The organism is Aliiruegeria lutimaris, assembly GCF_900099935.1.
Classification (GTDB): Bacteria; Pseudomonadota; Alphaproteobacteria; order Rhodobacterales; family Rhodobacteraceae; genus Tropicimonas; species Tropicimonas lutimaris.
Genome location: NZ_FNEK01000074.1, coordinates 1 through 26,115, shown reverse-complemented (window position 1 = coordinate 26,115; position 26,115 = coordinate 1). Strand labels below are relative to the sequence as shown.

At 64.0% G+C, this 26,115-nt stretch carries 27 protein-coding genes and 2 pseudogenes; 24 read left to right on the top strand and 5 right to left on the bottom strand.

Features of this window, described 5'->3' with window-relative positions:
• The first annotated feature begins 371 nt into the window (after positions 1-371).
• Entirely contained in the window at positions 372-1,139 is a 768-nt protein-coding gene (locus BLR85_RS23110) for an MBL fold metallo-hydrolase (protein ID WP_139188517.1), read from the top strand.
• Positions 1,140-1,472: 333 nt separating this feature from the next.
• Complete coding sequence (ettA, locus tag BLR85_RS23100; protein ID WP_093163029.1) at positions 1,473-3,128, top strand: energy-dependent translational throttle protein EttA; 1,656 nt, start codon at positions 1,473-1,475, stop codon at positions 3,126-3,128.
• Positions 3,129-3,218: 90 nt separating this feature from the next.
• On the opposite strand, the gene BLR85_RS23095 is transcribed toward ettA, so the two are convergent.
• From BLR85_RS23095 to BLR85_RS23085, 3 genes are all read right to left on the bottom strand, one after another.
• Positions 3,219-4,316 (bottom strand): mandelate racemase/muconate lactonizing enzyme family protein, encoded by a 1,098-nt coding sequence (locus BLR85_RS23095; RefSeq protein WP_093163047.1) that lies wholly within the window; start codon positions 4,314-4,316, stop codon positions 3,219-3,221.
• A gap of 161 nt (positions 4,317-4,477) precedes the next feature.
• A complete protein-coding gene (locus tag BLR85_RS23090; protein WP_244520847.1) occupies positions 4,478-5,497 on the bottom strand; it encodes a TRAP transporter substrate-binding protein in 1,020 nt (339 codons plus the stop codon).
• Positions 5,498-5,707: 210 nt separating this feature from the next.
• Positions 5,708-6,370 carry a GntR family transcriptional regulator gene (locus BLR85_RS23085; RefSeq protein ID WP_244520846.1) on the bottom strand — a complete coding sequence of 221 codons (663 nt, stop codon included), beginning with the start codon at positions 6,368-6,370 and terminating at the stop codon, positions 5,708-5,710.
• Positions 6,371-6,528: 158 nt separating this feature from the next.
• Between BLR85_RS23085 and BLR85_RS23080 the strand changes: the two genes are divergently transcribed.
• The 10 genes from BLR85_RS23080 (at position 6,529) to BLR85_RS23035 (ending at position 14,380) form a co-directional block, all read left to right on the top strand.
• On the top strand, positions 6,529-7,695 hold the full coding sequence (locus BLR85_RS23080; RefSeq protein ID WP_093163023.1) for a mandelate racemase/muconate lactonizing enzyme family protein: 1,167 nt from the start codon (positions 6,529-6,531) through the stop codon (positions 7,693-7,695).
• Between the two features lie 161 nt (positions 7,696-7,856).
• Positions 7,857-9,284 (top strand): F0F1 ATP synthase subunit beta, encoded by a 1,428-nt coding sequence (gene atpD / locus BLR85_RS23075; RefSeq protein WP_093163017.1) that lies wholly within the window; start codon positions 7,857-7,859, stop codon positions 9,282-9,284.
• Entirely contained in the window at positions 9,281-9,748 is a 468-nt protein-coding gene (locus BLR85_RS23070) for a F0F1 ATP synthase subunit epsilon (protein WP_093163014.1), read from the top strand. Before atpD ends, BLR85_RS23070 begins: the two co-directional genes overlap by 4 nt.
• Positions 9,745-10,029, top strand: a complete 285-nt coding sequence (locus tag BLR85_RS23065; protein ID WP_093163011.1) for an AtpZ/AtpI family protein — start codon at positions 9,745-9,747, stop codon at positions 10,027-10,029. Before BLR85_RS23070 ends, BLR85_RS23065 begins: the two co-directional genes overlap by 4 nt.
• On the top strand, positions 10,026-10,316 hold the full coding sequence (locus BLR85_RS23060; RefSeq protein WP_093163009.1) for an N-ATPase subunit AtpR: 291 nt from the start codon (positions 10,026-10,028) through the stop codon (positions 10,314-10,316). The genes BLR85_RS23065 and BLR85_RS23060 overlap by 4 nt, the downstream gene beginning before the upstream one ends.
• Complete coding sequence (locus BLR85_RS23055) at positions 10,313-11,014, top strand: F0F1 ATP synthase subunit A (RefSeq protein WP_093163006.1); 702 nt, start codon at positions 10,313-10,315, stop codon at positions 11,012-11,014. Before BLR85_RS23060 ends, BLR85_RS23055 begins: the two co-directional genes overlap by 4 nt.
• On the top strand, positions 11,011-11,259 hold the full coding sequence (locus BLR85_RS23050) for a F0F1 ATP synthase subunit C (protein WP_068311670.1): 249 nt from the start codon (positions 11,011-11,013) through the stop codon (positions 11,257-11,259). Before BLR85_RS23055 ends, BLR85_RS23050 begins: the two co-directional genes overlap by 4 nt.
• A gap of 13 nt (positions 11,260-11,272) precedes the next feature.
• Positions 11,273-12,007 carry a F0F1 ATP synthase subunit B family protein gene (locus BLR85_RS23045; RefSeq protein WP_093163003.1) on the top strand — a complete coding sequence of 245 codons (735 nt, stop codon included), beginning with the start codon at positions 11,273-11,275 and terminating at the stop codon, positions 12,005-12,007.
• Positions 12,000-13,532, top strand: a complete 1,533-nt coding sequence (locus BLR85_RS23040; RefSeq protein WP_093163001.1) for a F0F1 ATP synthase subunit alpha — start codon at positions 12,000-12,002, stop codon at positions 13,530-13,532. Before BLR85_RS23045 ends, BLR85_RS23040 begins: the two co-directional genes overlap by 8 nt.
• Entirely contained in the window at positions 13,529-14,380 is an 852-nt protein-coding gene (locus BLR85_RS23035) for a F0F1 ATP synthase subunit gamma (protein ID WP_093162998.1), read from the top strand. Before BLR85_RS23040 ends, BLR85_RS23035 begins: the two co-directional genes overlap by 4 nt.
• Before the next feature lie 43 nt (positions 14,381-14,423).
• On the opposite strand, the gene BLR85_RS23030 is transcribed toward BLR85_RS23035, so the two are convergent.
• On the bottom strand, positions 14,424-15,182 hold the full coding sequence (locus BLR85_RS23030; protein ID WP_244520844.1) for a helix-turn-helix domain-containing protein: 759 nt from the start codon (positions 15,180-15,182) through the stop codon (positions 14,424-14,426).
• A 119-nt stretch (positions 15,183-15,301) separates the two neighbouring features.
• On the opposite strand from BLR85_RS23030, the gene BLR85_RS23025 reads away from it, so the two are divergent.
• The 12 genes and pseudogenes from BLR85_RS23025 (at position 15,302) to BLR85_RS22975 (ending at position 25,844) form a co-directional block, all read left to right on the top strand.
• Complete coding sequence (locus BLR85_RS23025; protein WP_093163041.1) at positions 15,302-16,375, top strand: ABC transporter ATP-binding protein; 1,074 nt, start codon at positions 15,302-15,304, stop codon at positions 16,373-16,375.
• Positions 16,375-17,292, top strand: a complete 918-nt coding sequence (locus tag BLR85_RS23020; RefSeq protein WP_170844719.1) for an ABC transporter permease — start codon at positions 16,375-16,377, stop codon at positions 17,290-17,292. Before BLR85_RS23025 ends, BLR85_RS23020 begins: the two co-directional genes overlap by 1 nt.
• Positions 17,292-18,101 (top strand): ABC transporter permease, encoded by an 810-nt coding sequence (locus BLR85_RS23015; RefSeq protein WP_093162992.1) that lies wholly within the window; start codon positions 17,292-17,294, stop codon positions 18,099-18,101. The genes BLR85_RS23020 and BLR85_RS23015 overlap by 1 nt, the downstream gene beginning before the upstream one ends.
• A 32-nt stretch (positions 18,102-18,133) precedes the next feature.
• The gene (locus BLR85_RS23010; RefSeq protein WP_093162989.1) at positions 18,134-19,165 is read left to right on the top strand and encodes an extracellular solute-binding protein; all 1,032 of its coding nucleotides are present in this window, start codon (positions 18,134-18,136) and stop codon (positions 19,163-19,165) included.
• Entirely contained in the window at positions 19,162-19,923 is a 762-nt protein-coding gene (locus tag BLR85_RS23005) for a carbon-nitrogen hydrolase family protein (RefSeq protein ID WP_093162986.1), read from the top strand. The genes BLR85_RS23010 and BLR85_RS23005 overlap by 4 nt, the downstream gene beginning before the upstream one ends.
• 4 nt (positions 19,924-19,927) lie before the next feature.
• The gene (locus tag BLR85_RS23000; protein WP_093162984.1) at positions 19,928-21,292 is read left to right on the top strand and encodes an aminotransferase class III-fold pyridoxal phosphate-dependent enzyme; all 1,365 of its coding nucleotides are present in this window, start codon (positions 19,928-19,930) and stop codon (positions 21,290-21,292) included.
• A gap of 44 nt (positions 21,293-21,336) precedes the next feature.
• Positions 21,337-22,641: a flavin-containing monooxygenase gene (locus BLR85_RS22995; RefSeq protein WP_093162981.1), complete on the top strand. Its 1,305-nt coding sequence runs from the start codon at positions 21,337-21,339 to the stop codon at positions 22,639-22,641.
• Positions 22,638-23,051 (top strand): RidA family protein, encoded by a 414-nt coding sequence (locus tag BLR85_RS22990; RefSeq protein ID WP_093162978.1) that lies wholly within the window; start codon positions 22,638-22,640, stop codon positions 23,049-23,051. Before BLR85_RS22995 ends, BLR85_RS22990 begins: the two co-directional genes overlap by 4 nt.
• Before the next feature lie 14 nt (positions 23,052-23,065).
• Positions 23,066-23,740, top strand: coding sequence for a DUF1028 domain-containing protein (locus tag BLR85_RS22985; protein WP_093162974.1), 675 nt, complete (start codon positions 23,066-23,068; stop codon positions 23,738-23,740).
• 17 nt (positions 23,741-23,757) lie between these two features.
• Positions 23,758-23,907: pseudogene (locus BLR85_RS30570) on the top strand (aldehyde dehydrogenase); the annotation flags it as partial.
• Positions 23,908-23,932: 25 nt separating this feature from the next.
• Positions 23,933-24,922, top strand: coding sequence for an aldehyde dehydrogenase family protein (locus BLR85_RS22980; protein WP_425284498.1), 990 nt, complete (start codon positions 23,933-23,935; stop codon positions 24,920-24,922).
• Positions 24,923-24,944: 22 nt separating this feature from the next.
• Positions 24,945-25,844 (top strand): annotated as a pseudogene (locus tag BLR85_RS22975) (M20/M25/M40 family metallo-hydrolase).
• On the opposite strand, the gene BLR85_RS22965 reads toward BLR85_RS22975, so the two are convergent.
• On the bottom strand, positions 25,816-26,115 hold a 300-nt coding region (locus BLR85_RS22965), incomplete at its 5' end, for a transposase (RefSeq protein WP_170844718.1). The pseudogene BLR85_RS22975 and the gene BLR85_RS22965 sit on opposite strands and share 29 nt — an antisense overlap.

Sequence of the window (26,115 nt, the reverse complement as noted above, 5' to 3'; positions counted from 1 at the left end):
ACGACAGATCTGGGCGATGCTGGCGAAAGAAGAGGATTATGGGGATCCGGCATTGGGGGCGACGTAAGCAGCTTTCCATTTCCCGCCAACGTTGGAGCGACGGGAGTGTGAGAGAGCGATGACCTGAATGGGCGCAATGATCGAACAGATCTGGATCGGAAAACCAGTACTACCGGCAGAGCCGCAGAGCTCGTGCGTCAGATGTGGATCCGATCCGCTGATCACCATCCCGGCCCGCGGCTTCTGAATGCGCCGCAAAACGAGGCCTGACAGAAGACCGCAATCGATCACACGCCAATAGCGTCAAAAAAACCTTGCACTACGGGCGGCAACCACAGAAGCCGGTAGTTGTTCAGTTCACGCCCGATGCGATGATCGGGATCGAAGCCGAGGACTTCCTGTCGCTGGTCGAAGCCGCGCACCAGGATCCCGCAAATGTGCGGGGCGCGGTCAATGCCTACATGGTCGAGAGCGGCGGCGAGACTTGGATGATCGATTCCGGAACCGGCCCGATCTTCGGCCCGACGCTCGGCCACATGCCGGAGGTTTTCGCCACACTCGGAACCGATCTCGGCTCGGTCAGCAAGCTGATCGTCACCCACCTGCACGGCGACCATATCGGCGGCGCGACCATGGACGGCAAACCGATTTTCCCGAATGCGGAAATGATCGTCACGGAAGCGGACCGCGCTTTCTGGACCAACGACGAGATCAAGGCCCAGTTCCCGGAGCAGTTTCGCGGCATGTTCGATCTCGCCAAGGCAACCTTGGCCGCTTATGGCGACAAGCTTCGCGTCATCGAGGGCGAAGCGGATGTGGCCCCGGGTGTCACCGCGCGTCCCATGCCCGGTCATACGGTCGGGCACACGGGCTACATGCTAGAATCCGGCAGCGATTCCCTGCTGGTCTGGGGTGACATCATCCATGTTCCGGCGGTCCAGCTCGCGCGCCCCGAGGTGACGATCATGTTCGACACCGACAAGGAACAAGCCGCCGCCACTCGCGCGGACCTGATGACCGCGCTCGCCGGCACAGGACAGCGGATCGCGGGCATGCATATGCTCTTCCCGGGCGTAGGCTATCTCGACACCTTGGGCGATGGCTATCACTTCGTTCCGGAACCTTGGGCCTATCTCTGAGCTGACTCCTCGTCAGTTTGAGAAAACGGCAGTCGATCGAAATCAGATCGCCTGCCGACCGGTGCGCGCCCGGAGAACAGGGCGCGCGCCAGCACGGCGGTGCGGCGAAGCTCCATCAGGTTGTCGCTGTTCCCCGCCATGGATTGTGTTCCGAATGCGTTGAACCGGACCCATGTCCCGTGCCACGCCATCAAATCCGGGACGAAAGCCCGGGGGGCTTGCCGCGCGGCCTTCAGGGGCCAAGGTCCCGATTCTCCGACAAGCCCGATTGAAACGGCCCGCGCCGACGGATAGATACCCCGCCAACAGTCCTTCCATCCAGCGAGCGAACCCATGGCAGCTTATCAATACGTCTATCACATGGATGGAGTCTCCAAGACCTATCCCGGCGGCAAGAAATGCTTCGAGAATATCCGTCTGAGCTTCCTTCCCGGCGTGAAGATCGGCGTGGTCGGCGTCAACGGCGCCGGTAAGTCGACGCTGATGAAGATCATGGCCGGGCTCGACAAGGATTTCACCGGCGAGGCCTGGGCGGCCGAGGGGGCCAAGGTCGGCTACCTGCCGCAGGAGCCGCATCTGGACGAGTCCCTGAGCGTGCGCGAAAACGTCATGATGGGCGTGAAGGCCAAGAAGGACATTCTGGACCGCTACAACGAACTGGCCATGAACTATTCCGACGAGACGGCGGAAGAGATGGCCAAGCTGCAGGACGAGATCGACGCCCAGAACCTCTGGGATCTTGATAGCCAGATCGACGTTTCCATGGAAGCGCTGCGCTGCCCGCCGGATGACGCGATGCCCGAGCACCTCTCAGGCGGTGAGCGCCGCCGGGTCGCGCTCTGCAAGCTGCTGCTCGAAGCGCCGGACATGCTGCTGCTCGACGAACCGACCAACCACCTCGATGCCGAGACGGTCGCCTGGCTGCAGCAACACCTGATCGACTACAAGGGCACGATCCTGATCGTCACCCACGACCGGTATTTCCTCGACGAGATTACCGGCTGGATCCTGGAGTTGGACCGCGGCCGGGGCATTCCCTACGAGGGCAACTACTCCGCCTGGCTGGAGCAGAAGGCCAAGCGGCTGGAGCGCGAGGCCAAGGAAGACGCGGCCAAGAAGAAGACACTGGACCGCGAACTGCAATGGATCCGCGCCGGCGCAAAGGCCCGGCAGGCCAAGCAGAAGGCGCGTATCAATGCCTATGAAGAAATGGCAAGCCATTCCGAACGCGAGCGCGTGGGTAAGGCGCAGATCATCATCCCGAACGGACCGCGCCTTGGTCAGAAGGTGATCGAGATCGAGGGGCTGTCGAAGCATTACGGCGACAAGCAGCTGATCGAGGACCTGTCCTTCTCGCTGCCGCCGGGTGGCATCGTTGGCGTGATCGGCCCGAACGGCGCCGGTAAATCCACGCTTTTCCGCATGCTCACCGGGCAGGAGCAGCCGGACACCGGCTCGATCGAATTCGGCGACACGGTGCAGCTCTCCTTTGTCGACCAGTCCCGCGACTCGCTGGACGACAAGGCGACCGTCTGGGAGGAAATCTCCGGCGGCGGCGAGGTGATCGAGCTGGGCGACGCCCAGATCAACTCCCGCGCCTATTGCGGCGCCTTCAACTTCAAGGGCGGCGACCAGCAGAAAAAGGTCGGCCAGCTCTCGGGCGGCGAACGCAACCGCGTTCACATGGCCAAGCTCTTGAAAGAGGGCGGCAACGTGCTGCTGCTCGATGAGCCGACCAACGATCTGGACGTCGAAACCCTCCGAGCGCTAGAAGACGCGCTGGAAGATTTTGCCGGCTGCGCCGTTATCATCTCCCACGACCGCTTCTTCCTCGACCGCCTCTGCACCCATATCCTCGCCTTCGAGGGCGAGGCGCATGTGGAATGGTTCGAGGGCAACTTCGAAGCCTACGAGGAAGACAAGGCACGGCGCCTTGGTCCGGATTCGCTGGAGCCGAAGCGGGTGAAGTACAAGAAGTTTACCCGCTAAACCGGCTCGTTAGCATCTCTCGAAACGACGGGGCGCGCCCTCCCTCAGGGGAGGGAGGCTGCGCTGTGCCGGGCGAACGGTGCTTCCGGATTACGGACGTCTTGCTTCGAAGGGCTCGAGTTTTTCCCAGACAAAGCGAACACCGGTTCCGGGCGTGTCGGGCGCGACGGCCATGTGGTCTTCGATCACGAGGGGGCGGGTTGTGTATTCATCGATCGGGAAGGAATGGACTTCCAGCCAGCCGGCATTCGTCTGCGCGCTTAGCAGGCTGACATTGAGTTCCTGCATCCCGTGGCTGCAGACCGGCAGGCCATATCTCCGGCTCATCTCGGCCACCTGCAGGAAGGCCGTCACGCCGCCGCAATTGCCGGTGTCGGGCATTATGTAGGACAGCGCCGACTCCTCGAAAGCCAGTTCGAACTCGATCATGGTGTGCAGGTTCTCGCCAGCGGAGAGCGGGTGGCCGGTGGCTTCGGCGATGCGGGCGTAGCCCTTGTAGTCGTCGGGGATGATCGGCTCTTCGAACCAGGTGAGATCGAAGGGCTTGAAGGCGTTGGCCGCAGCGATCCCGCGTTCGACATCCATCGAGTAGTTCGCATCGACCATGAAGGCGGTGTCCGGCCCGATATAGTCCCGAACCGCGCGCACGCGTTCGACGTCTTCCGCCAGTGTCGGTTGGCCAACCTTGATCTTCACCGCGTTCAGGCCGCGATCCAGGTAGCCCTGGATATTCTGAAGCAGCTTCGGGATCGGGAAGTTCAGGTCGATCCCGCCGCCATAGGCGCGGCAACGGTTGGACGCGCCGCCAACCATCTTCCACAGCGGCAGTCCGGCCGCCTGGCACCGCAGATCCCACAGGGCGATGTCGATCGCCGAGATCGCGAAAGAGGCGACACCGCCCCGACCGACATAATGCACATGCCATTGCATCTCGTCCCAGAGCTCTTCCACCCCGGAGGCGTCCTTGCCGGTGACGAGCGGGGCGAGATCATGCTCCAGCATCGCCGCGATGGCGCGACCACCCTTGCCGCCGGTGTAGGTATAGCCGGTGCCGGTGGTGCCGTCCTCGAGCGTGATGGTAACGGTGATCAGCTCGAAATGGGTGTGCTCGCCGTGTTTGGCATCGAAAAGCACTTCGGCAAGCGGCACATCGAACAGACGGGTTCGGACGGACTGGATCTTTGCCATTCCGATCTCCTGATGGATTTGTCCGAAACCGGCTCGCCGCCAGACGTCGCCACTCGGGCAAAGGTCGCGCAACGGATCCAACGGTTCCGAACGGGAAATGATCGTCATAAAAACGGCTCCCCCGGCACAGAGTGCCGGAGGAACCAGGGAATGCCGAGAGATTAGTTGCTCAGGCCGATCCGCTTCAGGAAGGTCTTGTGGCTTTCAACCATGCTGGCGGCTTCGGGGGATTTCTTGGCCCACTCGTCCCAGGCAGACTTGGCGGCTTCACGGAAGGCCGCGCGGTCTTCGGCTGACCAGTCGTACAACGTCACGCCTTTTTCCGCGACCTTGCTGATGGCTTCGCCATTTTCCACGATGGTGACCATCACGTAATCCGCCATCAGCTTCTTGTGCGCGGTCTCGATGATGCGCTGCTGCGACGGCGAGAGGCCTTCCCAGACATCGGTACGGCAAGCGAGCTGGTCCGAGGACATCGAGTGGAAGCCCGGATAGGTCGTGTGCTTGGCGATGTCGTAGATGCCGAGCGAGGTGTTCACGGCGAGCGTCGAGGCGTCGGCACCGTCGATAATCCCAGTTTCGAGCGCGGTGAAGATCTCGGTGAAGTCCATCACGATCGGCGAGGCGCCGAGCGACTGGAAGATCTCGGTTTCCATGCCCGGGGGCGAGCGGAATTTCCAGCCTTTCACGGATTCGATGCCCGGAAGCGGCTTGGAGGAGTTCAGCGATTCCTGGCCACCGACCTGCGCGCCGACGAAATGCATGTTGTAAGGCGCATAAAGCTCGTTGATCGCCTCGCGGCCGCCGCCGAAGTTCACCCATGCGAGATATTGCATCGCGGTGTCGTAGCCGCCCATCGTGTCCGCTACGAACTGGAAGGCGGGGTTCTTGCCGGTCTGGTAGGAACCGTTGGTCATGTCGCAATCGATGATGCCATTCATGGCGGCGTCGAAGGTTTCGGCAGAAGCGACGACGGCCGAGGAATAGAACATCTCGATCTCGATCGCGCCATCCGACATGACTTGGACGTCATCAACGAAATTGGCAAGCAGTCTGCCTTGCGTCGTGTTGGTGCCCTGGTGCGTCTGGATGCGCAGGGTGATGTCGGCAGCGGTGGCAGCCGAGGCCAGGAGGCCGAACGCAAGTGCCGTGGTTACGGCCAGTTTATTGGACAGTTTCACCTGAATTTCCTTTCATGGTGCTGGAAGATGCAGGTGCCCGGACCGGATCGATCCGAACGCCTCCCTAGACCCATTTCGGGGTCTGTCTTTACCCGGGAGACGCATTTGGTCTCCCTCCGCTCGATCGGCGCGCCGCCGCATCGAAACGTCCCTCCGGGCAAACTCGTGGCCGTCTTGCGCGACGTGGTATGAAACACGTAACGATGCATCTCAGGCCGATTTCTCTGTGTAGTTCTCGACGGGATCCGTCAGGTTCCGCAACAGGTGCTCGCGGATGAGCCGGCGTACAAGTGCCTCGTCCTTGTCCAGCGCGGCATCGACAATGCCCTTGTGCTGTTCGATATTCTTGGGAACCCAGTAGAAACCGCTGTCACTCGTGATCAATTGCTGGCGGAAGCGGTAGTAGACTGCCAGGTGTGTCTGCTTGAGAACCTCGTTCCCGCAGCCGTCGATCAGCGTCCGATGAAAGTCCAGTTCCGCGCGCACCCACAGCGACAGCAGTTCCGGAGATGGCTCGCCGACATGGACGCGCGACTCGATATGTCCGAGCGCGTGATGCGCGGCCGACAGTCGGGCTTCCCATTCGACCGAGCCATTGCGGATGGACAGGCTGGCGCCTTCGCTTTCCAGGATGACGCGGAACTGGGTCAACTCGTTTCGCAACTGGACCGATAGCTCCGGCAGCCGGAACCCGCGCTGCTCCTGGAAATCCACCAGCCCCAAGGTCGAGAGCCGCAGCAGGATCTCCCGCATGGTCGTGGCCGAGACGCCGTATTCCGAACGGAGCTGTTCGGCGCGAAGCCTTTGGCCAGGAGCGAATTCTCCGCTCACGACCCGGTCGCGCATGCGCTCGAAGAGCCCTTCGGTTTCCACTATGTTCCTCCCTCCGAGTCGTAAATCTCGGATTTCTTTATAATCCCGTGATTTTCTAGGAATTCAATAATTTTCTTGAACCTTGGGATAATTTCTCTAGCGTGCCGAGCTACTAGCTGGATGCCGCGACGCGCGGCGGGGTCGAATTGGGAGGAGCCATGAAGATCACCAAGATCACCAGCCACGTTCTCGGCTATGACATGCCGGAACGGCTGGGATATTCCCAACAATACTACGACAGGCGCACGGCGCATCTCGTGGAAATCAATACAGATGAAGGGGTTACTGGCTGGGGCGAGTGCTTTGGCGCGGGTAATATCGCGCTTGCGAACAAAGCTATTGTCGAACAGGTGATCCAGCCGATGATCCTCGGCATGGACCCGTTGGACCGCGATGTGATCTGGCACAAGGCCTATAACCTGATGCGCGATCACGGCCAGAAGGGGATGCCGCTGCAATCTCTTTCCGGCGTCGATATCGCGCTTTGGGACATTGCCGGGAAGGTTGCCGGGCTGCCTATACACAAGCTCATTGGCGGTGCGCATCGCAGCAGCGTCACGGCCTATGGCTATGGCATGATGCTGCGTCCCGAGCCGGTGGCGGAGATGGAGGCGCGTTTCGTCGACGAGGCCGCCGAGATCAAGGCGATGGGCTTTGCCGCCACCAAGATGAAGATCGGCGTCGGGCCAAGGGACGATGTCCGCCTCGCCGCCGCGGTGCGCAAGGGCGTGGGGGAGGACTTCCGTTTCATGGCGGACGCCAACCATGCCTACACGACCTCGGATGCCTTCTATGTCGGTCGCGGGTTGGAGGAGCTGGACGCCTATTGGTTCGAGGAGCCGGTGGCCCCGGAAGATCTCGACGGCTATGCCGAACTGCGTGCCGGCCTCAAGGTCAACATTTCCGGCGGCGAGGTAGAGTTCAACCGCTGGGGCTGGCGGCGCCTGCTGGAGGCGCGTGGGCTCGACATCGCGCAACCCGAGGTCTGTGCGCTTGGCGGGATCTCCGAATATCTTCGGGTGCTGGCGCTCTGCCACGCGCATTTCACGCCCGTTATAAACCATGTCTGGGGATCCGCAGTGTCGGTCGCCACGAACCTGCAGCTTCTTGCGGCGATGCCGGCCCTGCCGGGCGGGCTGTTCCCGTGGGAACCGATGCTGGAATTCGACACGACGGATAACAAGTTTCGCGACGAGTTGCTGGCCGAGCCACTTGATATCCAGGGGCAGCTGAAGCGCAATGGCGGCAGGGTGACGATCCCGCAGGGGCCGGGGCTGGGCATCACGCCCGACCGTCAGTTCATCGAGCGTTTCCGGATAGCCTAGGTTCGATAAGGCAATTGGCCTCAAAGCGGACGGGAAAGTAAATCGCGGCCTTTTGAAGGGGGCTGGCGCCGAAACGCCGGTGCCAATTGATCTGAATCGTGTTGCTGTGGCTATGACAAGGCTATGATTGGCTGTTAGGCGCGCAATCGAGGCCTTGTCAGATGACAACGGTAAGTTCGGCGCAAGGATCGGTCATCTCCATTCGCGGGGCGGTTGTCGACATCGCGTTCGCTCAGGGTCCGTTGCCGCCCATCAACGACATTCTCGAGGTTGACTCTGCCGGCGGCGATCCTGTTCTCGTCGAGGTGCAGGCACATCTCGGGCAAACGTCGGTCCGGACCATCGCGCTGCAATCGACGGTCGGCATGAAACGGGGCGCCCCCGTCAAGGGAGGCTCGGGGCCGCTGACAGTCCCGGTCGGGGATGCAGTTCTGGGCCGTCTGCTCGACGTGACCGGCAAGACCGGTGACACAAGAGGGCCGCTGCCCGGCAACGTTCCGCGGCAGCCGATCCACCGCCCGCCGCCGCCGTTGCGGCCCTATGACGGTCGGCCCGAGCTGTTTCTGACCGGGATCAAGGTCCTTGACCTGCTCGCGCCCTTTGCCCAGGGCGGCAAGGCGGCGATGTTCGGGGGCGCGGGCGTCGGCAAGACCGTGCTGGTGATGGAGCTGATCCACGCCATGGTGGCCGGCTACAATGGTATTTCAGTCTTCTCCGGCGTCGGTGAACGCTCGCGCGAAGGCCACGAGATGCTCATGGACATGACCGGGGCAGGGGTGCTCGACCGCACGGTGCTGGTCTATGGCCAGATGAACGAACCGCCGGGCGCGCGGTGGCGCGTGGCAATGACCGCGCTTGCCATCGCCGAGCATTTCCGGGACGAGCAGCACAAGGACGTGCTGCTGCTGATGGATAACGTCTTTCGCTTCGTGCAAGCGGGCTCGGAGGTGTCCGGCCTGCTCGGGCGCCTGCCGAGCCGGGTCGGCTACCAGCCGACACTCGCCACCGAAGTGGCAGAACTGCAGGAGCGCATCGCCTCCACCGGTGCAGCGTCGATCACTGCCATCGAGGCCGTCTATGTACCCGCCGACGATTTCACCGACCCGGCGGTGAGGGCAATCGCATCGCATGTGGACAGCATGGTCGTGCTCAGCCGGGGCATGGCGGCCGACGGGATCTATCCGGCGGTGGATCCGATCGCGTCTTCCTCGATCCTGCTCGATCCGCTGATCGTCGGCGAAGAGCACGTCGCCGTCGCCAACGATGTGCGCGGCGCGATCGAGCATTACCGCGAGTTGCAGGACGTGATCGCGCTGCTCGGCATGGAGGAGTTGGGTCGGGACGACCGCCTGCTGGTGGAACGGGCCCGTCGCCTGCAACGGTTCCTGACGCAGCCCTTCGCGGTGACGGAGGCGTTTACGGGCATCAAGGGCTGTCCGGTGGCGCTGAAAGACACCATCGCGGGGTGCCGGTCGATCCTCGAAGGCGAAGCCGACGGCTGGGACGAAGCATCGCTTTACATGGTTGGCACCTTCGAGGAGGCGCGGGGCAAGCAGGAGGCTGCGCAAAAGTCGCAGAAAGTGGCATGAAAGCGGGGCTGCATCTGAGCATTTCGACGCCCACCGTCATCCTGGTCGAGGAGCCCGCCGCGCAATCGGTTCGTGCCGAGGACGAAAGCGGCGGTTTCGGCATCCTTCCGGGACATACCGAATTCCTGACCGCGCTACCGGCCTCGGTGGTGAGTTGGCGCGATAGGGACGGCGGCCTGCGATTCTGTGCCTTGCGCGCCGGTTTGATGACCGTGAGCGGTGGGAACCGGGTTTCGATTGCCTGCCGCGAGGGGATCCTCGGCGACGATCTCGCGGCGCTGGAATCCGAAGTCGCGAAACTGCGCGCCGCGGAACTGGACGCCGAACGCCGCGCCCGGGTGGAGCATATGCGCCTGCACGCCAGCGCCGTGCGGCAGATCATTCGGTACCTGCGGCCGGGGCAGGCGGGCGCGCTGGACCACCCGCCACGGATTTCCGAGGCCGGTGATGGAGCTCGCTCATGACCGACAAGCCCACCCCGCAAGACCCCACTGCGGACGCTGCCCGCCGAACGGTCGAGCGCGAGCGGATCGGGCGCAAGACACCGGAGCCCTCGCTGGGGATCCGGCTCGGGCAGATCGGCATTCTAGGCTGGGCCATTGTCACGCCGATGCTGCTTGGGATCGTGCTTGGTCGCGTCGCGGACCGGTATTTCGAGACTGGCGTCTTCTTTACCGCCCCGGCGATCATGATCGGTGCGGTGATCGGGTTTCACGCCGCCTGGAAATGGATGCACAGGCCATGACACATACCCTTGCCACGCTCCCGCCACTTGCCCTCGCAGCGCTCGGTTTCGCCGCCGGGCTGGCGCTTGGGTTTGCCCATTTCGCATCCCTCCGCCGGATCGTGACACTCTATCTTTCCGGGGCCGCGCCGGCGCGCGCACTGGCCCTGCAACTTGTGCGTTTCGCGGTGCTGGTCGCGGCGCTTGCCGCTTTGGCGCGGATCGGCGCGACGCCGCTGCTTGCGGGCGCGCTCGGGCTGCTGGCGGCACGGACCGTGGTGCTCCGCCGGACCTGCGGGAGGGCATGATGGACAACCCGCTGACCGTCGATACGCTTTTCCACCTCGGCCCGGTTCCGATCACCACGCCTGTGGCGGTGACCTGGGCGCTGATGATCGGGCTGACGCTGTTCGCGTGGCTTTCTACGCGCCGCCTCGCGCTTGTGCCCGGCACGTTGCAGACCGTTCTGGAGCTTTTCGTGACCACTGTCGACGGCCAGGTCCACGACACGATGCAACGCGACCCGGCCCCCTTCCGCGCGCTGATCGGAACCATCTTCCTGTTCGTGCTGGTTGCCAACTGGACCGCGGTGCTGCCCGGGGTCGAACCGCCCACCGCCCATATCGAGACTGACGCCGCGCTTGCCATGATCGTCTTTGTGGCGACCATCGCCTATGGCATTTCCGGTCGCGGTTGGCGGGGCTACCTTGCCACATTTGCCGAGCCCAGCTGGGTGATGATCCCGCTCAACCTTGTCGAGCAGATCACCCGCACCTTTTCGCTGGTCGTGCGGCTCTTCGGCAACGTGATGAGCGGGGTCTTCGTGGTCGGCATCGTCCTGTCGCTCGCGGGCCTGTTCCTTCCGATCCCCCTGATGGCGCTCGATCTGCTGACAGGGGCGGTACAGGCCTACATCTTCGCGGTGCTTGCCACCGTCTTTATCGGTGCCGCTGCCGGGGAAACCCCTGTTGCGGCCAAACCGGACAAGGAGGACACTTCCCCATGACCGAAAACATTGTCGAGGTTGTTTCCATCATCGCGGCCGCTCTCGCCGTGGGCTTCGGGGCCATTGGCCCGGCCCTGGGCGAGGGGCGCGCGGTGGCCGCCGCCATGGACGCCATCGCCCGCCAGCCCGAAGCCGCGGGCACCCTCAGCCGCACCCTCTTCGTCGGGCTTGCCATGATCGAGACGATGGCCATCTACACGCTGGTGATCGCGCTGCTGGTGCTGTTCGCCAACCCGTTCGTGTGACGGGCCGCGTGCCATGACCATCGACTGGTGGACACTGGGTCTGCAGACCGTCAATCTGGTCGTCCTCGTCTGGATTCTGGCGCGGTTCCTGTTCCGCCCGGTCAGCCAGATCATTGCCGAGCGGCGGGCGGCGGCCCATGCCGCGCTCGACGACGCCGATGCCGCGCGGCGGATGGCGGAGTCCGCCCGTGACGAGGCGAGGGCCGAGGCGGAGAAGACCGCTGCTTTGCGCGCGCAGATCCTCGCCGCGGCGCGGGAGGAGGCTACCGGCGAAAAGGACCGGCTGTTGAACGAGGCCCGCGCCGCCGCCGAGCTTCTGCGTGCCGAGGGGGCGTCCGAGCTGGAGAGAATGCGTCGCGCGCAACAGCGTGCCTTGTCACGCGAAGCCGGCGAACTGGCCGCCGACATCGCCGGGAAACTGCTCGACCGCATTCCCGACAGTGCGCGGATCTCGGGGTTCATCGAGGGGCTGGCCGAAGCCGTCGCGGCGCTTCCGGAGGCGTCACGCCGGGATCTCGGCGCTGGCGGGACGGTCCGGCTTCGGGCCGCCCGCGATCTGACCGGGACCGAACGCACCCTGCTGGAGCAAAGCTTGAAGGACGCGCTCGGCCATGCGCCGGAGCTCCACATCGAGACCGATCCCGGCCTGATCGCCGGGCTCGAAATCGTCGGTCCCCATGCGATCGTGCGCAACCACCTGCGCGCCGATCTCGACCGCATCAGGGAGGAGATGGCCGACAATGGCTGACCATCGCCCCCACGAAGAATGGCTCGAACAGCACCGCGCCGCGCTGGCCCGGACCCGCCTCGCCCCGCAGGCCGAGGCGGTGGGACGGGTGACGCAGGTGGCCGACGGTATCGCGCGTATTTCCGGCCTTCCCGACGCCGTTCTCGGCGCCCTGCTGCGCTTCGAAAACGGCCTGTTCGGTTTTGCCCATGGGCTCGGCGTGGGGGAGATCGACGCCGTGGTCCTCGACGAGACCAGCGCCGTCGAGGCCGGCCAGAAGGTCACGGATACCGGCGACGTTCTGCGCGTTCCGGTCGGAGAGGCGTTGCTTGGCCGCGTCCTCGACCCGCTGGGGCGGCCGCTCGATGGCGGATCGCCGCTTGCAGAGGCGCCGCGCCTGCCGATCGAACGTCCCGCGCCCGCGATCATCGCCCGGGACTATGTCTCACAACCGTTGGAGACCGGCATTCTTGTCGTCGACAGCCTGTTTGCCATCGGGCGCGGACAACGCGAACTCATCGTTGGCGACCGCGCCACCGGAAAGACCTCGCTGGCCGTGGATGCAATCATCAACCAGAAGACATCCGATGTTGTCTGCGTCTATGTCGCCGTGGGGCAACCCGCAGCGGCGGTCGAGCGGGTCATCGCGGCTGTGCGCGAACACGGAGCGCCGGAACGCTGCATCTTCGTTGTCGGCGGGGCCGCCGCGGCGCCGGGCCTGCAATGGATCGCGCCTTTCTCCGGCATGACGATGGCCGAGTATTTCCGTGACCGGGGACAGCATGCGCTGATTGTAATCGACGACCTTACCCACCACGCGGCCACGCATCGGGAACTGGCGCTGCTGACCCGTGAGCCGCCCGGCCGAGAGGCCTATCCGGGCGACATCTTCTACCTGCATGCGCGCCTGCTTGAACGGGCGGCGAAGCTCGCGCCCGAGCAGGGCGGCGGGTCGCTCACTGCTCTGCCCATCGCCGAGACAGACGCGGGCAACCTGTCGGGCTATATTCCAACCAACCTGATCTCTATCACCGACGGGCAGATCGTGCTCGACACCCGCCTGTTTGCCGCCAACCAGCGCCCGGCGGTGGATGTTGGCCTCTCGGTCAGCCGCGTCGGCGGTAAGGCACAGTCGCCGGCGCTGCGCGAGGTCTCGGGCCGGGTGCGGCTCGATTACGCGCAATTCCAGGAGTTGGAGATGTTCACCCGCTTCGGCGGCATCTCCAACGCGCGTGTCACGGCCCAGATCGCGCGCGGCCAGCGCATTCGGGCCCTGCTCACCCAGCCCCGCTATTCCGCCTTGCGGCTAGCCGATCAGGTTGCGCTGCTGGCCGGGCTGATGGACGGGGCGCTTGACGGCGTGCGGCCCGCCGCCATTCCAAAGCTGCGCGCATCCGTGGAAGGCTGGCTGGACACGCATGTGCCCGACGCGGTGGCCGCCGTGCAGTCCTCTGCCGCGCTGACACCTGAGTTGCGCGGCGCCCTGACGGCCGCCGTCGCGGGGCTCGCAAAGAGCCTCGGCCCGCAAGCGGGAGGGACAGGATGACTGGGCGGCTCGTCGATATCGAGACCCGGATCGAGACCGTGGACAAGCTGGCCTCGGTGATCTCCGCCATGCGCGGCATTGCGGCCGCGCGTGCGCAGGAGGCGCGACGCCATGTGGACAGCATCCGGATCTATGCCGAAACCATCGGCGAGGCCATCGGCCACGCGTTGAGCTTTCTGCCGCAATCCGACCTGGTGCTTGCCCATGACGGAACCGGCGGGCGCCGGGCCGTCATTCTGATCGCGGCGGAACAGGGCTTCGCCGGCGGCTACAGCGAGCGCGTTTTCGATGTGGCGGAACCCTTGCTGACGGACCCGCACGACCTTTTCCTGGTTGGGGAGCGCGGGTTCCTGGTGGCCGAAGAGCGGGATCATGCGGTGCATTCCTCGGTCGCGATGATCGGACAGGCGCAACAGGCCACGGCGCTCGCCACCCAACTCACGGAAACGGTCTTCGATGCCCTCGCCTTGGGCCGGGTGACACAGGTCTGCGTGGTGCACGCGATGCCCAACCGGTCACAAGCCGCCCGGATTGTCACCCGGCACCTGGTTCCCTTCGACTATTCCCGCTTTCCGCCCCCGGCCAGCGGGATCGCACCGCTGATCACGCTGCCCCCCGAAAGGCTGCTGGCGCGACTTGTCGAGGAATACGTCTTCTCGGAACTCGCCGAGGCGGTGATGCTTGCCTTTTCAGCCGAAAACGAGGCGCGGATGCGCGCGATGATCGCGGCGCATGAAAACGTTACCGATACTCTTGAGACGCTCGTCTCCACGTCATGGCGGCTCCGCCAGGAAGAAATCACCGAGGAAATCGTTGAACTCAGTACCGGTGCCATGACAGCCGGCTAGCCGGCACCGGGGGAGGGGTCGCACGAACGCGCCGTCGCGCGGGTCAGATCGACAATAGCGGCATCACCAGCGAGAACAGTTCCGCCTGCGAGGAGATGGCGCATTTGCGGTAGAGCTGTTTGCGAAAGACCTTGACGGTCTGGGGGCTGATGTCGAGCCGCAGGCCGATCGACACCGAGCTGTGTCCGCGCAGGATGAGGAGCGCCACTTCCGACTGGCGATGACTGAGCTTGATTCCGTGCCGCTCGGCGAGCCGCTCGCGAACCCGTTCCACCAGCGCTTCGTCATCGTAATCGCCGCTGGAGGACAGCCCTTCCCATTGCTTTCTGATCAGCCCGCAGGCAATTACGCTCAATCTTTGGGCGGTGGTCACGTCGCGGGGCGAAAACATCCGGCCCGAACTCGCGTCGCGGCCAAGGCAGACATGCACGGATACCCCCTCGGCCGGGTAGGCGACGTAGGCGATCTCGTCGATCAACGTCGTGCGCCGGTAGTAACTGGCGAAATACTCGTTGCGGTGAAACTGGTCGGGCGCGAAATCCCGCAACCGGTAGAGCCCTTCCGGGACCCGCGCCACATGCAGCTCGTGAAACGGATCTAGCAGGTAAGCACCCGAAATATAGTCGCTTTCAATTTTGTCATGCACGGCTGCCACGCGGGCCTGACTGAACAGAACCTGCGGTTTCCGGGTCTGGAAATATGCCACCATCGTGGTGTTGTCGATCTCGTAGCTTCGGTGCAGCCACTCATAGAACCTGGCCGCAAACCCCTCGGATCCAAGCGCAGAAATTGCGGCACCCAAATGATCTTCGGTGTTGTTTGGAAGCACGCGCACCATACCCCTTTGGGGGTATATACCCCCCGATCTGCATTAATAACCCTGAATATCAGTCCTTGGGGGGTATGCAACAAGAGGATTCGATGAACCGGACCGACATTGCCATAGATATCGACAGGGTCGTGAACCGATACGACAGCGTGACGGCGCTCCACGACGTCTCGATGGATATTCGGGAAGGCGAGTTCTTCACGCTGCTCGGGCCGTCCGGCTGCGGCAAGACAACCTTGCTGCGCTGTATCGCGGGCTTCGAGGACGTGACGGAGGGCGCCATTCGGCTGCGCGGCGAAGACATCGCGCCGCTTCCGCCGCACAAGCGGCCGGTCAACACAGTGTTCCAGCAATACGCGCTGTTCCCGCATATGACGGTGCTGGAGAATGTGTGCTTCGGTCTGAGGCGGCGCGGATGGACCGAGATGGACGCCGAGGGGCGCGCGCGAGAGGTGCTCGACCTCGTGCGGCTTGGCGATTTCGCGAAACGCCGCCCCACACAACTTTCGGGCGGGCAGCAGCAGCGCGTGGCTTTAGCGCGTTCACTGGCGCCCAACCCCGAGGTTCTGTTGCTCGACGAGCCGCTTTCCGCGCTCGATCTCAAGTTGCGGCAGGCGGTGCGGGTTGAGTTGAAGCAGATCCAGCGGGAGACCGGCATCGCCTTCGTCTTCGTCACCCATGACCAGGAAGAAGCGCTGACCATGTCGGACCGCATCGCCGTGATGTCCGAGGGCTACGTGCAGCAGATCGGCACGCCGCGCGACATCTACGAGGCGCCGCAGAACCGGTTCGTGGCCGATTTCATCGGGGAGACCAACCTGCTCGATGTCGAGGTTTCCGCCGTGTCGGGCGGCATGCCCGATCTGACCTTGCCCGGCGGCATGGCGCTGCGTTGCCCGGCGGCAGACAGCGCCAGGGCAGGGCGGGGCCACCTGTCGGTTCGCCCGGAGCGCATTTCTGTCGCGGCTGCTGCGGAAGACACCCTGCCGGCGACCGTGGTGGACCACGTTTATCTTGGCACCGATATCCATCTGCACGCCAAGCTCTCCGATGGCGAGCCGATCCTCGTGCGGATACAGAACGCGGAAAGCTCCGCCATTCCCGCAACCGGCTCCATGCTGGGGCTGCGGATCGAGGCGGGTGCCGCGCGCCTGTTGGTCGACTGATGGCGGGGGCCGCGCCGGGAGGTGCCTCCCGCTCGGAGATCTATCGCGGCAACGGCCCGCGCCTGATGCTGCCCATCTGGGTGTTTATCGGCATCTTCCTGGTGATGCCGGTGGTGATGATGGCGGTTCATTCCTTCCTGACCAAGGAATTCCGCGGCGGCGTGATCTGGGAATTCACCTTCGCCGCCTACGACCAGTTCTTTTTCGACCGCGGGCTCTTCGGGGACGAACCCCCGAAGATCGAATGGACCTATATCGGCATCTTCTGGCGCTCAATCTGGCAGGCCGGCCTCGCGACGGTCTTCTCCCTGCTGATCGGCTTCCCCACGGCCTGGTTCATCGCCACCCGCAAACCCAATGTGCGGCCGGGCTGGCTGTTCCTGATCACCATTCCCTATTGGGTGAACCTGCTGATCCGTACCGTTTCGATGAAATTCCTGATCCGGGACACGGGGCCTCTCAACGAGTTCCTGCTCTGGAGCGGCGTCATTTCCGAGCCGCTCTCGCTCGTCAATACCAACTTCGCGGTCCAGCTCGGGCTCTTCTATTCCTACCTGCCGTTCATGGTGCTGCCGGTCTACGCCGCCGTGGAGCGCTACGACTTCTCGCTCTCGGAGGCGGCAGCCGATCTCTATTCCGACAACTGGACGACGCTGCGGCTCGTGATCCTGCCGGTGGTGAAACCGGGGATCGTGGCGGGGTGCATCCTCGTCTTCGTTCCCTCGCTGGGCGCCTTCCTTGCGCCGGACCTGCTTGGAGGGGCCAAGACCTTCATGATCGGCTCGCTCATCGAGGAGCAGTTCAAGGGCGCGGCCGGAAACTGGCCCTTCGGGGCGGCGGCGGCGATGATCCTGCTGGCCATCGTCCTCGGCGTCCTGCTGCTGCATGCCCACGCGCAGACGAGGGTAGAGCGCTGATGGCCGCGCCCATCGACATTCGCCGCTTCACCGGCTTCCGTGCGCTCACGATCCTATGCCTGGTTGTCCTTTACGCGCCGTTGGTGATCGTCGCGATCTACAGCTTCAACGACAGCACCTCGATCACTCGCTGGGGCGGCTTATCGTTCAAGTGGTATTTCGACGTCTTCTCCGGACCCGAAGCGCCGAAATTCCGTGCCGCCGCGATCAACTCCTTCACCATCGCCCTCGGCGCCGCGACCTGCGCGACCACGATCGCAACGGCGGCTGCGGTCGCCATGCACCGCACCGGGCGCTTCCGGGGAAAGACGGCGAGCCTTGCGCTGATCAACCTGCCGCTCATGGTACCCGAGATCGTGACCGCGGTTGCCTCGTTGATCTTCTTCATCTCCATCGGTTTCAAGACCGGCGTGATGACCATCTTCATCGCCCATCTCGTCTTCTGCATCCCCTTCGCCTACCTGCCGATTTCGGCGCGGATGCAGTCCATTCCGGACAGCTACGAGCAGGCGGCGATGGATCTCTACGCGACGCCGTGGGAGGCATTCCGCCTAGTCCTGCTGCCACTCATGGTGCCAGGGATCCTCTCGGGCTTCCTGCTCGCCTTCATCATCTCACTCGACGATTTCCTGATCACGAATTTCGTCAAGGGCGCGGGTATCGAGACCCTGCCCACGGCGATCTTCGGATCGGTCAAGCAGGGCGTCAAGCCCAACATCATGGCCATTTCGACGCTGCTTCTCGGCGTCTCGGTAGTCCTCGTCACGCTCTCCTGGTTCGTCGGGCGGGCGGGGCAAAGCAAACGATAACGCCTCCAAAACCCCAACAGCGGAGAAACGCCATGAAGACCATTCTGACCTCCACGGCCCTGGCCCTGACCCTTGCCAGTGCCTCCGATGCCGAGGGCAAGCTTTCGATCTATCACTGGTTCGAGTACATCCCGCAGGAATTGCTCGACACGTTCGCCGCCGAATACGATGTCGAAGTGACCATGGACACATTCGACAGCAACGAGGCACTGCTCGCCGCGCTCAAGGCCGGTAAGCCGGGCGAATATGACGTGGCCGTGTCGGGCGATTACATGGTCCAGATCATGGCGGACGAAGGCATGCTCAACACGTTCGAACCTTCGGAACTGGCGAATTTCGGCAATATCCAGGACCAGTTGGTGGATGTCAGCTTCGATCCGGGCCGCAAGTCCTCGATCCCGTACCAGTGGGGATCCACCTCCTTCTCGGTCAACAAGGAGGTCTATGGCGGCCCGCTCGAAAGCCTGTCGCTGATTTTCGAGCCGCCGGCGGAGCTGAAGGGCAAGGTCAACGTGCTCGACACCAGCGGCGAGACGCTGACGCTGGCCTCGCTCTATCTCGATATCCCGCAATGCAGCTCGGACCGCGACCAGCTCAAGGCGCTCAACACCCTGGTGCAGACCGCCAAGGCCGACTGGGCCTCTTTCGGCTCGGATGTGGCCAAGGACGTGCTGGTCTCCGGCGACGCCGCGGCTGGCATGATCTGGTCCGGTTTCTCGGCCAAGGCGCGCGGCGAGGGTGCCCCGATCGAATATGTCTTCCCCAAGGAAGGCATGATCGTCTGGATGGACAATGTCGTGCTGCTGAAAGATGCGCCCAACCGCGAGAACGCGCTCAAGTTCATGGACTTCCTGCTGGAGCCGGAGAACGCCGCGGCGGTGACGAACTACGCGCAATACACCGCCGGTGTTAAGGGCGTGGAGGCGTTCCTTGACCCGGAGGTTGCCAATTCGCCGGAATCCAACCCGCCGGAAGGTGTGAAAGGTGTCTTCGTCGAGGCCTGCGCGCAGGACGTGCAGGAGATGTACGACGCCATCTGGACCAACCTGAAGAAATTAGCATGAAACTCGCCCTGTATCAGGGGCCGCCCGCCCAGGGCGACCCGGAGGCGGCGTTCGCCCGTCTCGAACTCCAGCTTCACGCAGCGGCCTTGGCGGGCGCGCGCATACTGGTCGCCCCGGAGCTGTTCCTGCCCGGCTACAACCAGCCGGAGCTTCACAAGACGGCGGCGCAGCCCTTGGGCGGCGCGTGGTTTCAACGGCTTGGGGCCATGGCGCGGCACGCGGATTGCGGGTTGACCGTGGGATGGGCCGAGCGGGCAGGGGCGGCGGTCTTCAACGCTGCAACCGCGTTCGACCGCGATGGCGAAATGCTCGGTCATTACCGCAAGATCCAGCTTTTCGGCCCGATGGAGCAGGCGAGCTTTCAGTCTGGCGGCAGTTATTGCGTCTTCGAGCTCGACGGCGTGCCGACTGGGCTGCTCATCTGCTACGATGTCGAGTTCGCGCCCCATGTCTGGGCGCTGGCCGAGCGGGGCGTGAAGCTGCTGCTCGTGCCCACCGCCAACCCCGCGGGCTTCGGGCATGTCGCCGACAGCTTCATTCCCGCGCGGGCGGGCGAGATGGACATGACCATCGTCTATGCCAATTACTGCGGCGCCGAGGATGACCTGCGCTTTGGTGGGGACTCCCTCATTGCCGGACCCGATTCCCGGATCATCGCCCGCGCGGGCCGCTCCGAAGCGCTGCTCATCGCCGAAAACGGCCCCGCGCCGGAGTCTGCGTTGCGCTCAACCCAACTTTCCGATTTCCGAAAGGTCTGACCCGATGTCTCTCGATCTCGACACGTCCACTGATGGCGTGCTCACCGCAGACACGCACCTCGTGCAGTCCTTTGCCGATCTCGACCTGCTCAAGCAGGATGGCGCGCGCACGGTCATCGTGGGGGCCGAGGGCGCCTATGTGACCGACAGCGAGGGCAACAAGTTGATCGACGGTATCGGCGGGCTCTGGTGCGTCAATGCCGGTCACCGCCGGCGCGAGATCATCGACGCGATCACCGAACAGTTAGAGACGCTCGATTTCTACTCGACCTTCTACAACTTTACCCACCCCGCGGCCGCCGCGCTGGCCACGAAGCTTGCCGAGCTGGCACCCGGCCCGCTCAACAAGGTCCATTTCGCCAACTCCGGTTCGGTCGCCAATGACAGCGCGATCCGCATCCTGCACCACTATTACAACCGGCTGGGCCAGCCGAAGAAGAAGCAGATCCTGAGCCGGCACGGCGCCTATCACGGCTCCACCCATCTCGCCATTGCCATGACGACGTCGGCCTATTCCGAAGGCTGGGACAAGGTCCAGGGGCTGGTGCATCACCTGCGCTGCCCGCATCACTGGCGCGAAGGCGGCGAGATGACGGAGGCCGAGTTCCTCGTAGCGCTGCTGGAGGATGCAAGGGCGCGGATCGAGGAGGTCGGCGCTGAGAATATCGCCTGTTTCATCGCCGAGCCGATCATGGGCGCGGGCGGCATCGTTATGCCGCCCGCGGGCTACCATGCCGCGATGGGGGCGATCTGCGGGGACTACGAGATCAAGTATATCTCCGACGAGGTGGTGACCGCCTTTGGCCGGTTGGGGCATTTCTTTGCCTCGAAGGATGTCTTCGACGTGCAGCCCGACATCATCACCACGGCCAAGGGGCTGACCTCCGGCTACCAGCCGCTCCCGGCCACGATCCTCAGCGACGAGATCCACGAGGTGATCTCGGACAGGGGCGGGGTCTTCCTGCACGGCATGACCTATTCCGGCCATCCCGCCGCCGCCGCCGCCGGGCTTGCCAATATCGCGCTGATGGAGCGGGACCGGATCCCGCAGAACGTCCGCACCACCGGCAAGCGGTTCGAAGGCAACCTGCGCGCGCTGGCCGACATGGAGATGGTCGGCGAGGTGCGCGGCAGTCACTTCATGATGGGAATCGAGTTCGTGCGTGACAAGGCGGACAAGACGCCCTTCGCCCCCGAGGACATGATCGGGCTGAAGGTCGCCCGGGCTGCACAGAAGCGTGGACTCATCGCGCGCCCCTTGGGCAATATCCTAATCCTGTCGCCGACGCTGGTGATGGACGGCGCGATGATCGACCGCACGGCCGCCATTCTGCGCGAGAGCATCGCCGAGGTTCACGCCGCGCTGTGACGCGTCGGGGTCTTTAGTACGGCGAAGAAGCGAGGGAACAGAAGATGACACTGGAGGAGACCGAGGTTCTGGTCGTCGGCGGGGGGCAGGCCGGGATTGCCATGAGCGAGCATCTGGGAAAGGCTGGCGTGTCGCATCTGGTGGTGGAGAAGGGACGCATTGCCGAACGCTGGCGCTCGCAGCGGTGGGATTCGCTCGTGGCCAACGGTCCCGCCTGGCACGACCGCTTTCCGGGGATGGAATTCGAAGGCTTCGCGCCCGACGCCTTCGTGCCCAAGGAAGATGTGGCTGATTACCTTGCCGCCTACGCGGCGATGGTAAAAGCGCCCGTCCGGGCGGGCGTCGAGGTTACCGGACTGCGCCGCAATCCGAAGCAGGCGGGTTTCATCGCCGAGACCAGCGCCGGGGCAATCTCCGCGCGCAACGTGGTCGTCGCCACCGGGCCGTTCCAGCGCTCGATCATCCCGCCGATCGTTCCGGAAACCGCCGGGCTGACACAAATCCATTCCGCCGCCTATCGTTCTCCCGAACAATTGCCGGATGGTGCCGTGCTGGTCGTCGGTGCCGGCTCGTCCGGCGTGCAGATTGCCGCCGAACTCCGCAAGGCGGGTCGCGAGGTCTATCTGTCGGTCGGCCCGCATGATCGCCCGCCGCGCCGCTATCGCGGGCGGGATTTTGTCTGGTGGCTGGGTGTGCTGAACCTATGGGATGCCGAGGCTACGCCGGGCGTGGAGCACACCACCATCGCCGTCACCGGTGCCGAGGGCGGCTTCACGGTCGATTTTCGGGAGCTCGCCGCGAGCGGCATTACCCTGTTGGGTCGCACCGACGGGTTCGGCAATGGCAAGTTGACCTTTGCCGGCGATCTCGCCCGCAATGTCACGGCGGGAGACGCCAATTACTTCGCCCTGCTGGACGCTGCCGATGCTTATGTCGCGCGCAACGGGCTGGACCTGCCCGAAGAGCCCGGGGCGCGCCAGCTTGGCCCCGATCCTGCGTGCGTGACGGACCCGGTGCGGGCGCTCGATCTCGCGGAGGCCGGTATCACCACGATCCTGTGGGCCACAGGTTTTGGCCGCGACGATAGCTGGATGAAGGTTGATGCCTTCGACGAAAAGGGTCAGCCCGCCCATGAGCGCGGCGTCTCCTCGGAGCCCGGCATCTATTTCCTCGGCCTGCCCTGGCAGAGCCGGCGCGGGTCGTCCTTCATCTGGGGTGTCTGGCACGACGCCAAGTTCATTGCAGACCATATCGAGAAACAACGCGGCTACCTGGCCTATGAAGGATCTGCTGAAAGGATCCAGCCAAAGGCCAACTCAAAAACGCCATCGGAGAAGGAAACGGCATGACCCACACCCGTATCCGCAAGTTCAACACGCGCGACACATACCCCGAGCAGAAGCTCGACAACGATCTCTGCCAGGCCGTTGTCGCACGCGGTGCCACGGTCTTCCTGCGCGGACAATGCCCGCAGGATCTCGACACGGCGGAAAACATCTCCAGCCACGACCCGGTGGAGCAGACCCACAAGGTGATGCAGAACATCCGCCAGCTCATCACCGAGGCCGGGGGCGAGATGGCGCACCTGTGCAAGTTGGTGGTCTACCTGACCGATGTGCGCCACCGGGAGGCGGTCTATCGCACGATGGGCGAGTACATCCGCGGCATTCACCCGGTCTCGACCGGGGTTGTCGTCACCGCGCTGGCCCGTCCCGACTGGCTGGTCGAGATCGACGCGACCTTCGTGATTCCGGACTGACAGAGAGGCGTTTCATGACGTTTTCCATCGTAGCCCGCTGCCCAGACTCCGGGCAGTTCGGGATCGCCATTTCCTCCTCCTCACCGGCAGTCGCGGCCCGTTGCTCCTTTGCCCGTGCCGGGGTGGGGGCCGTGGCCACGCAGAACGTGACTAATCCGGCGCTTGGCCCGGCGGTGCTCGACCTGATGGCGCTGGGAGAAAAAGCCGAGGCCGCAGGACGCGCGGCCATCGCGGCAGAGAAATTTCCGCACTACCGCCAGCTTCTGGTGATCGGCGCTGAAGGAGCAGGGTTCATCCAGTCCGGAGCACAGGCGCTTGGTACCTGGTCGTCCGCGTCTGGCAAAGATTGCGTGTCGGCAGGCAACCTGCTCGCCGACGCAAATGTTCCGGCGGCCATCGTCGACGGTTTCGAGGCGACAGGCGGCGCCTTGGGCGACCGGCTGATCGCCGCCCTCCGGGCCGGGCTTGCCGCTGGTGGTGAGGCAGGGCCAGTACATTCCGCCGGTCTTCTTGTCGTGGACCGGCAGGCATGGCCTTACGCGGAACTGCGCTGCGACTGGACGGAGGATTGCCCCATCGCGGCCATCGCCACCGCGTGGGAGATCTACAAACCGCAGGCGGAAGACTACGTGACCCGCGCCCTGAACCCCACGGCGGCTCCGTCCTACGGCGTGCCCGGCGACGAATAGACGAATAGGAGACGTCGATGCTTTCCCACGCGGAATGTCGTGCCAGGGCCACGGCCCTGGCAATCCGTACCCAATGCTGGATCGACGGAGATTTTACGCCTGCCGCGTCCGGCGCGGTCTTTGCCAGTGTGAACCCGGCCACGGACGAGACGCTGTGCGAGGTCTCGCGCGGAGATGCGCTGGATATCGACCGTGCGATCGCTTCGGCCCGCGCCGCTAGGCGTTGTCGGTGCGGTCGTCCCGTGGGATTTCCCGCTCGACATGGCTACCTGGAAGCTTGCGCCCGCGCTTGCGGCGGGCAATTCGGTGGTGTTGAAACCGGCCGAACAATCGCCGCTCTCGGCGTTGCGTCTGGCTGAACTGGCCTTGGAGGCCGGCCAAGCGCTTGGTCGGCATGGCGACGTGGATTGCCTCGTCTTCACCGGTTCCACGCAGGTCGGCAAGCTGTTCCAGCGCTATGCCGGCGAGAGCAACATGAAGCAGGTATGGCTGGAGACCGGCGGCAAGAGCCTCAATCTCGTCTTTCCCGATGCTGATCTGGACAAGGCCGCCGAGATGGCTGCCTTTGGCATCTTCTTCAATCAAGGCGAGGTCTGTTCGGCCAATTCGCGGCTGCTGTTGCACGAGGATATCGCCGAAGTGATGCTGGAAAAACTTGCCGCCCGCGCCGATGCGATCCGGCAGGGCGATCCGTTGGATCCATCCACGGAGATGGGCGCCATGGTGGACAAGGCCCATGCCGACCGTGTCGAGGGCTACCTGCAGGCGGGCAAGAAATCCGCGCGCCTCGTCGCCGGTGGCGAGCGGCTGACCATTGGCACGTCGGACGCCTTCATCCAGCCGACGATCTTTGCCGATGTGCCGGCGGACGCGCGGATCGCGCGCGAGGAGATTTTCGGCCCGGTGCTCGCGGTCCAGACCATTTCGACCGATGAGGAGGCGGTGGCGCTTGCCAATGACACGATCTACGGCCTTGCCGCGTCGGTCTGGACCCGCGATCTCGGGCGGGCGATGAGCCTCTCCGACCGCCTGCATGCCGGCACGGTTTCGGTCAACACGGTCGATGCGCTCTCGTCGATGACGCCCTTCGGGGGCATGAAACAGTCGGGCTTCGGGCGTGACCTGTCGCTGCATTCCTTTGACAAATACACGGCGTTGAAGACTGTCTGGATCAAGTATTGATCGACGTTGGCAGGCAAGAGGCATGAGACAGTTGACGAGCGAGATCGAGCTTCTGGCCCGGCTGGTGGGCTTTCGCAGCGTGACGGATGGGCCGAATCTCGACCTCGTCGACTGGGTGCAGGGCTACCTTGCCGAGGCTGGCTTCGAAGTGACCCGCATCCCCTCCGCCTGTGGCACCAAGGCCGGGCTTCTGGCGCGGTTCGGCGCCGGTCCGGGCGGCGTTCTGCTCTCTTCGCATGCCGATGTCGTTCCGGTCGTCGGGCAGCAATGGCAAAGCGACCCTTTCACGCTGCTCGAACAGGGCGACCGACTCGTCGGGCGCGGTACCACCGATATGAAGGGGTTTCTCGCTTGTGCGCTGGCGCTGGCAGGGCGATTGAAATCCTCGCCTCCGAAACGCCCGGTGATGGTGGCGCTGAGCTGGGACGAGGAAATCGGCTGTCGCGGCATCTCCGAGATGATCGAGCATGTCATTCCGGTGCTCGGTCGCCCGAATCTGGTGATCGTGGGCGAGCCCACCGGGATGCGCCTGTGCACCGGCCACAAGGGCAAGGCGAGCTATCGCGCGACCTGTCGCGGTGAGCCGGGCCATTCTGCAATGGCACCTATTTACAGAAATGCGCTCCATCTCGCGGCCGACCTCATCCAGGCGCTGCGGCGGGTGTAGGTCCGCGTTGCGGAGACTGGTCCCCGCGAGGACGGCTACCAGATCCCCTATTCGACGCTCCATGCCGGGCGGATCTCGGGCGGCGTGGCGCTGAACATGATGCCGGAAGAGGCGGTGCTCGATTTCGAGATCCGTCACCTGTTTTCCGAAACCGCCGAGGCGCTTCTGGCCGAGGTGATGGCCGGTCTGCCCGAGGGGATCGAAATTGCGCTAGAGCGTGTCGCGTTTAATCGGCCTCATAGCCTGCGGCTTTGAAGTAGTTGTAGCATTCTTCGTCCGAGAAGAGGTTGCAGACCTGTCCGACGGCGGCCCAGAGTTGGTCATAGGTTCGCGCGGCGGCCTTCCTGATCAGTGTCTTGAGTTTCGAGAAGGCCATCTCGATGGGATTCAGATCTGGGCTGTAGGGTGGCAGGAACAGGAACCATGCACCAATCGCGCGTAGGGACGCCGCTGCGGCCGGGGCTTTGTGGCTCGACAGGTTGTCGAGTATGACAACGTCGCCTTCGCGCAGCGTCGGCCCCAGTTG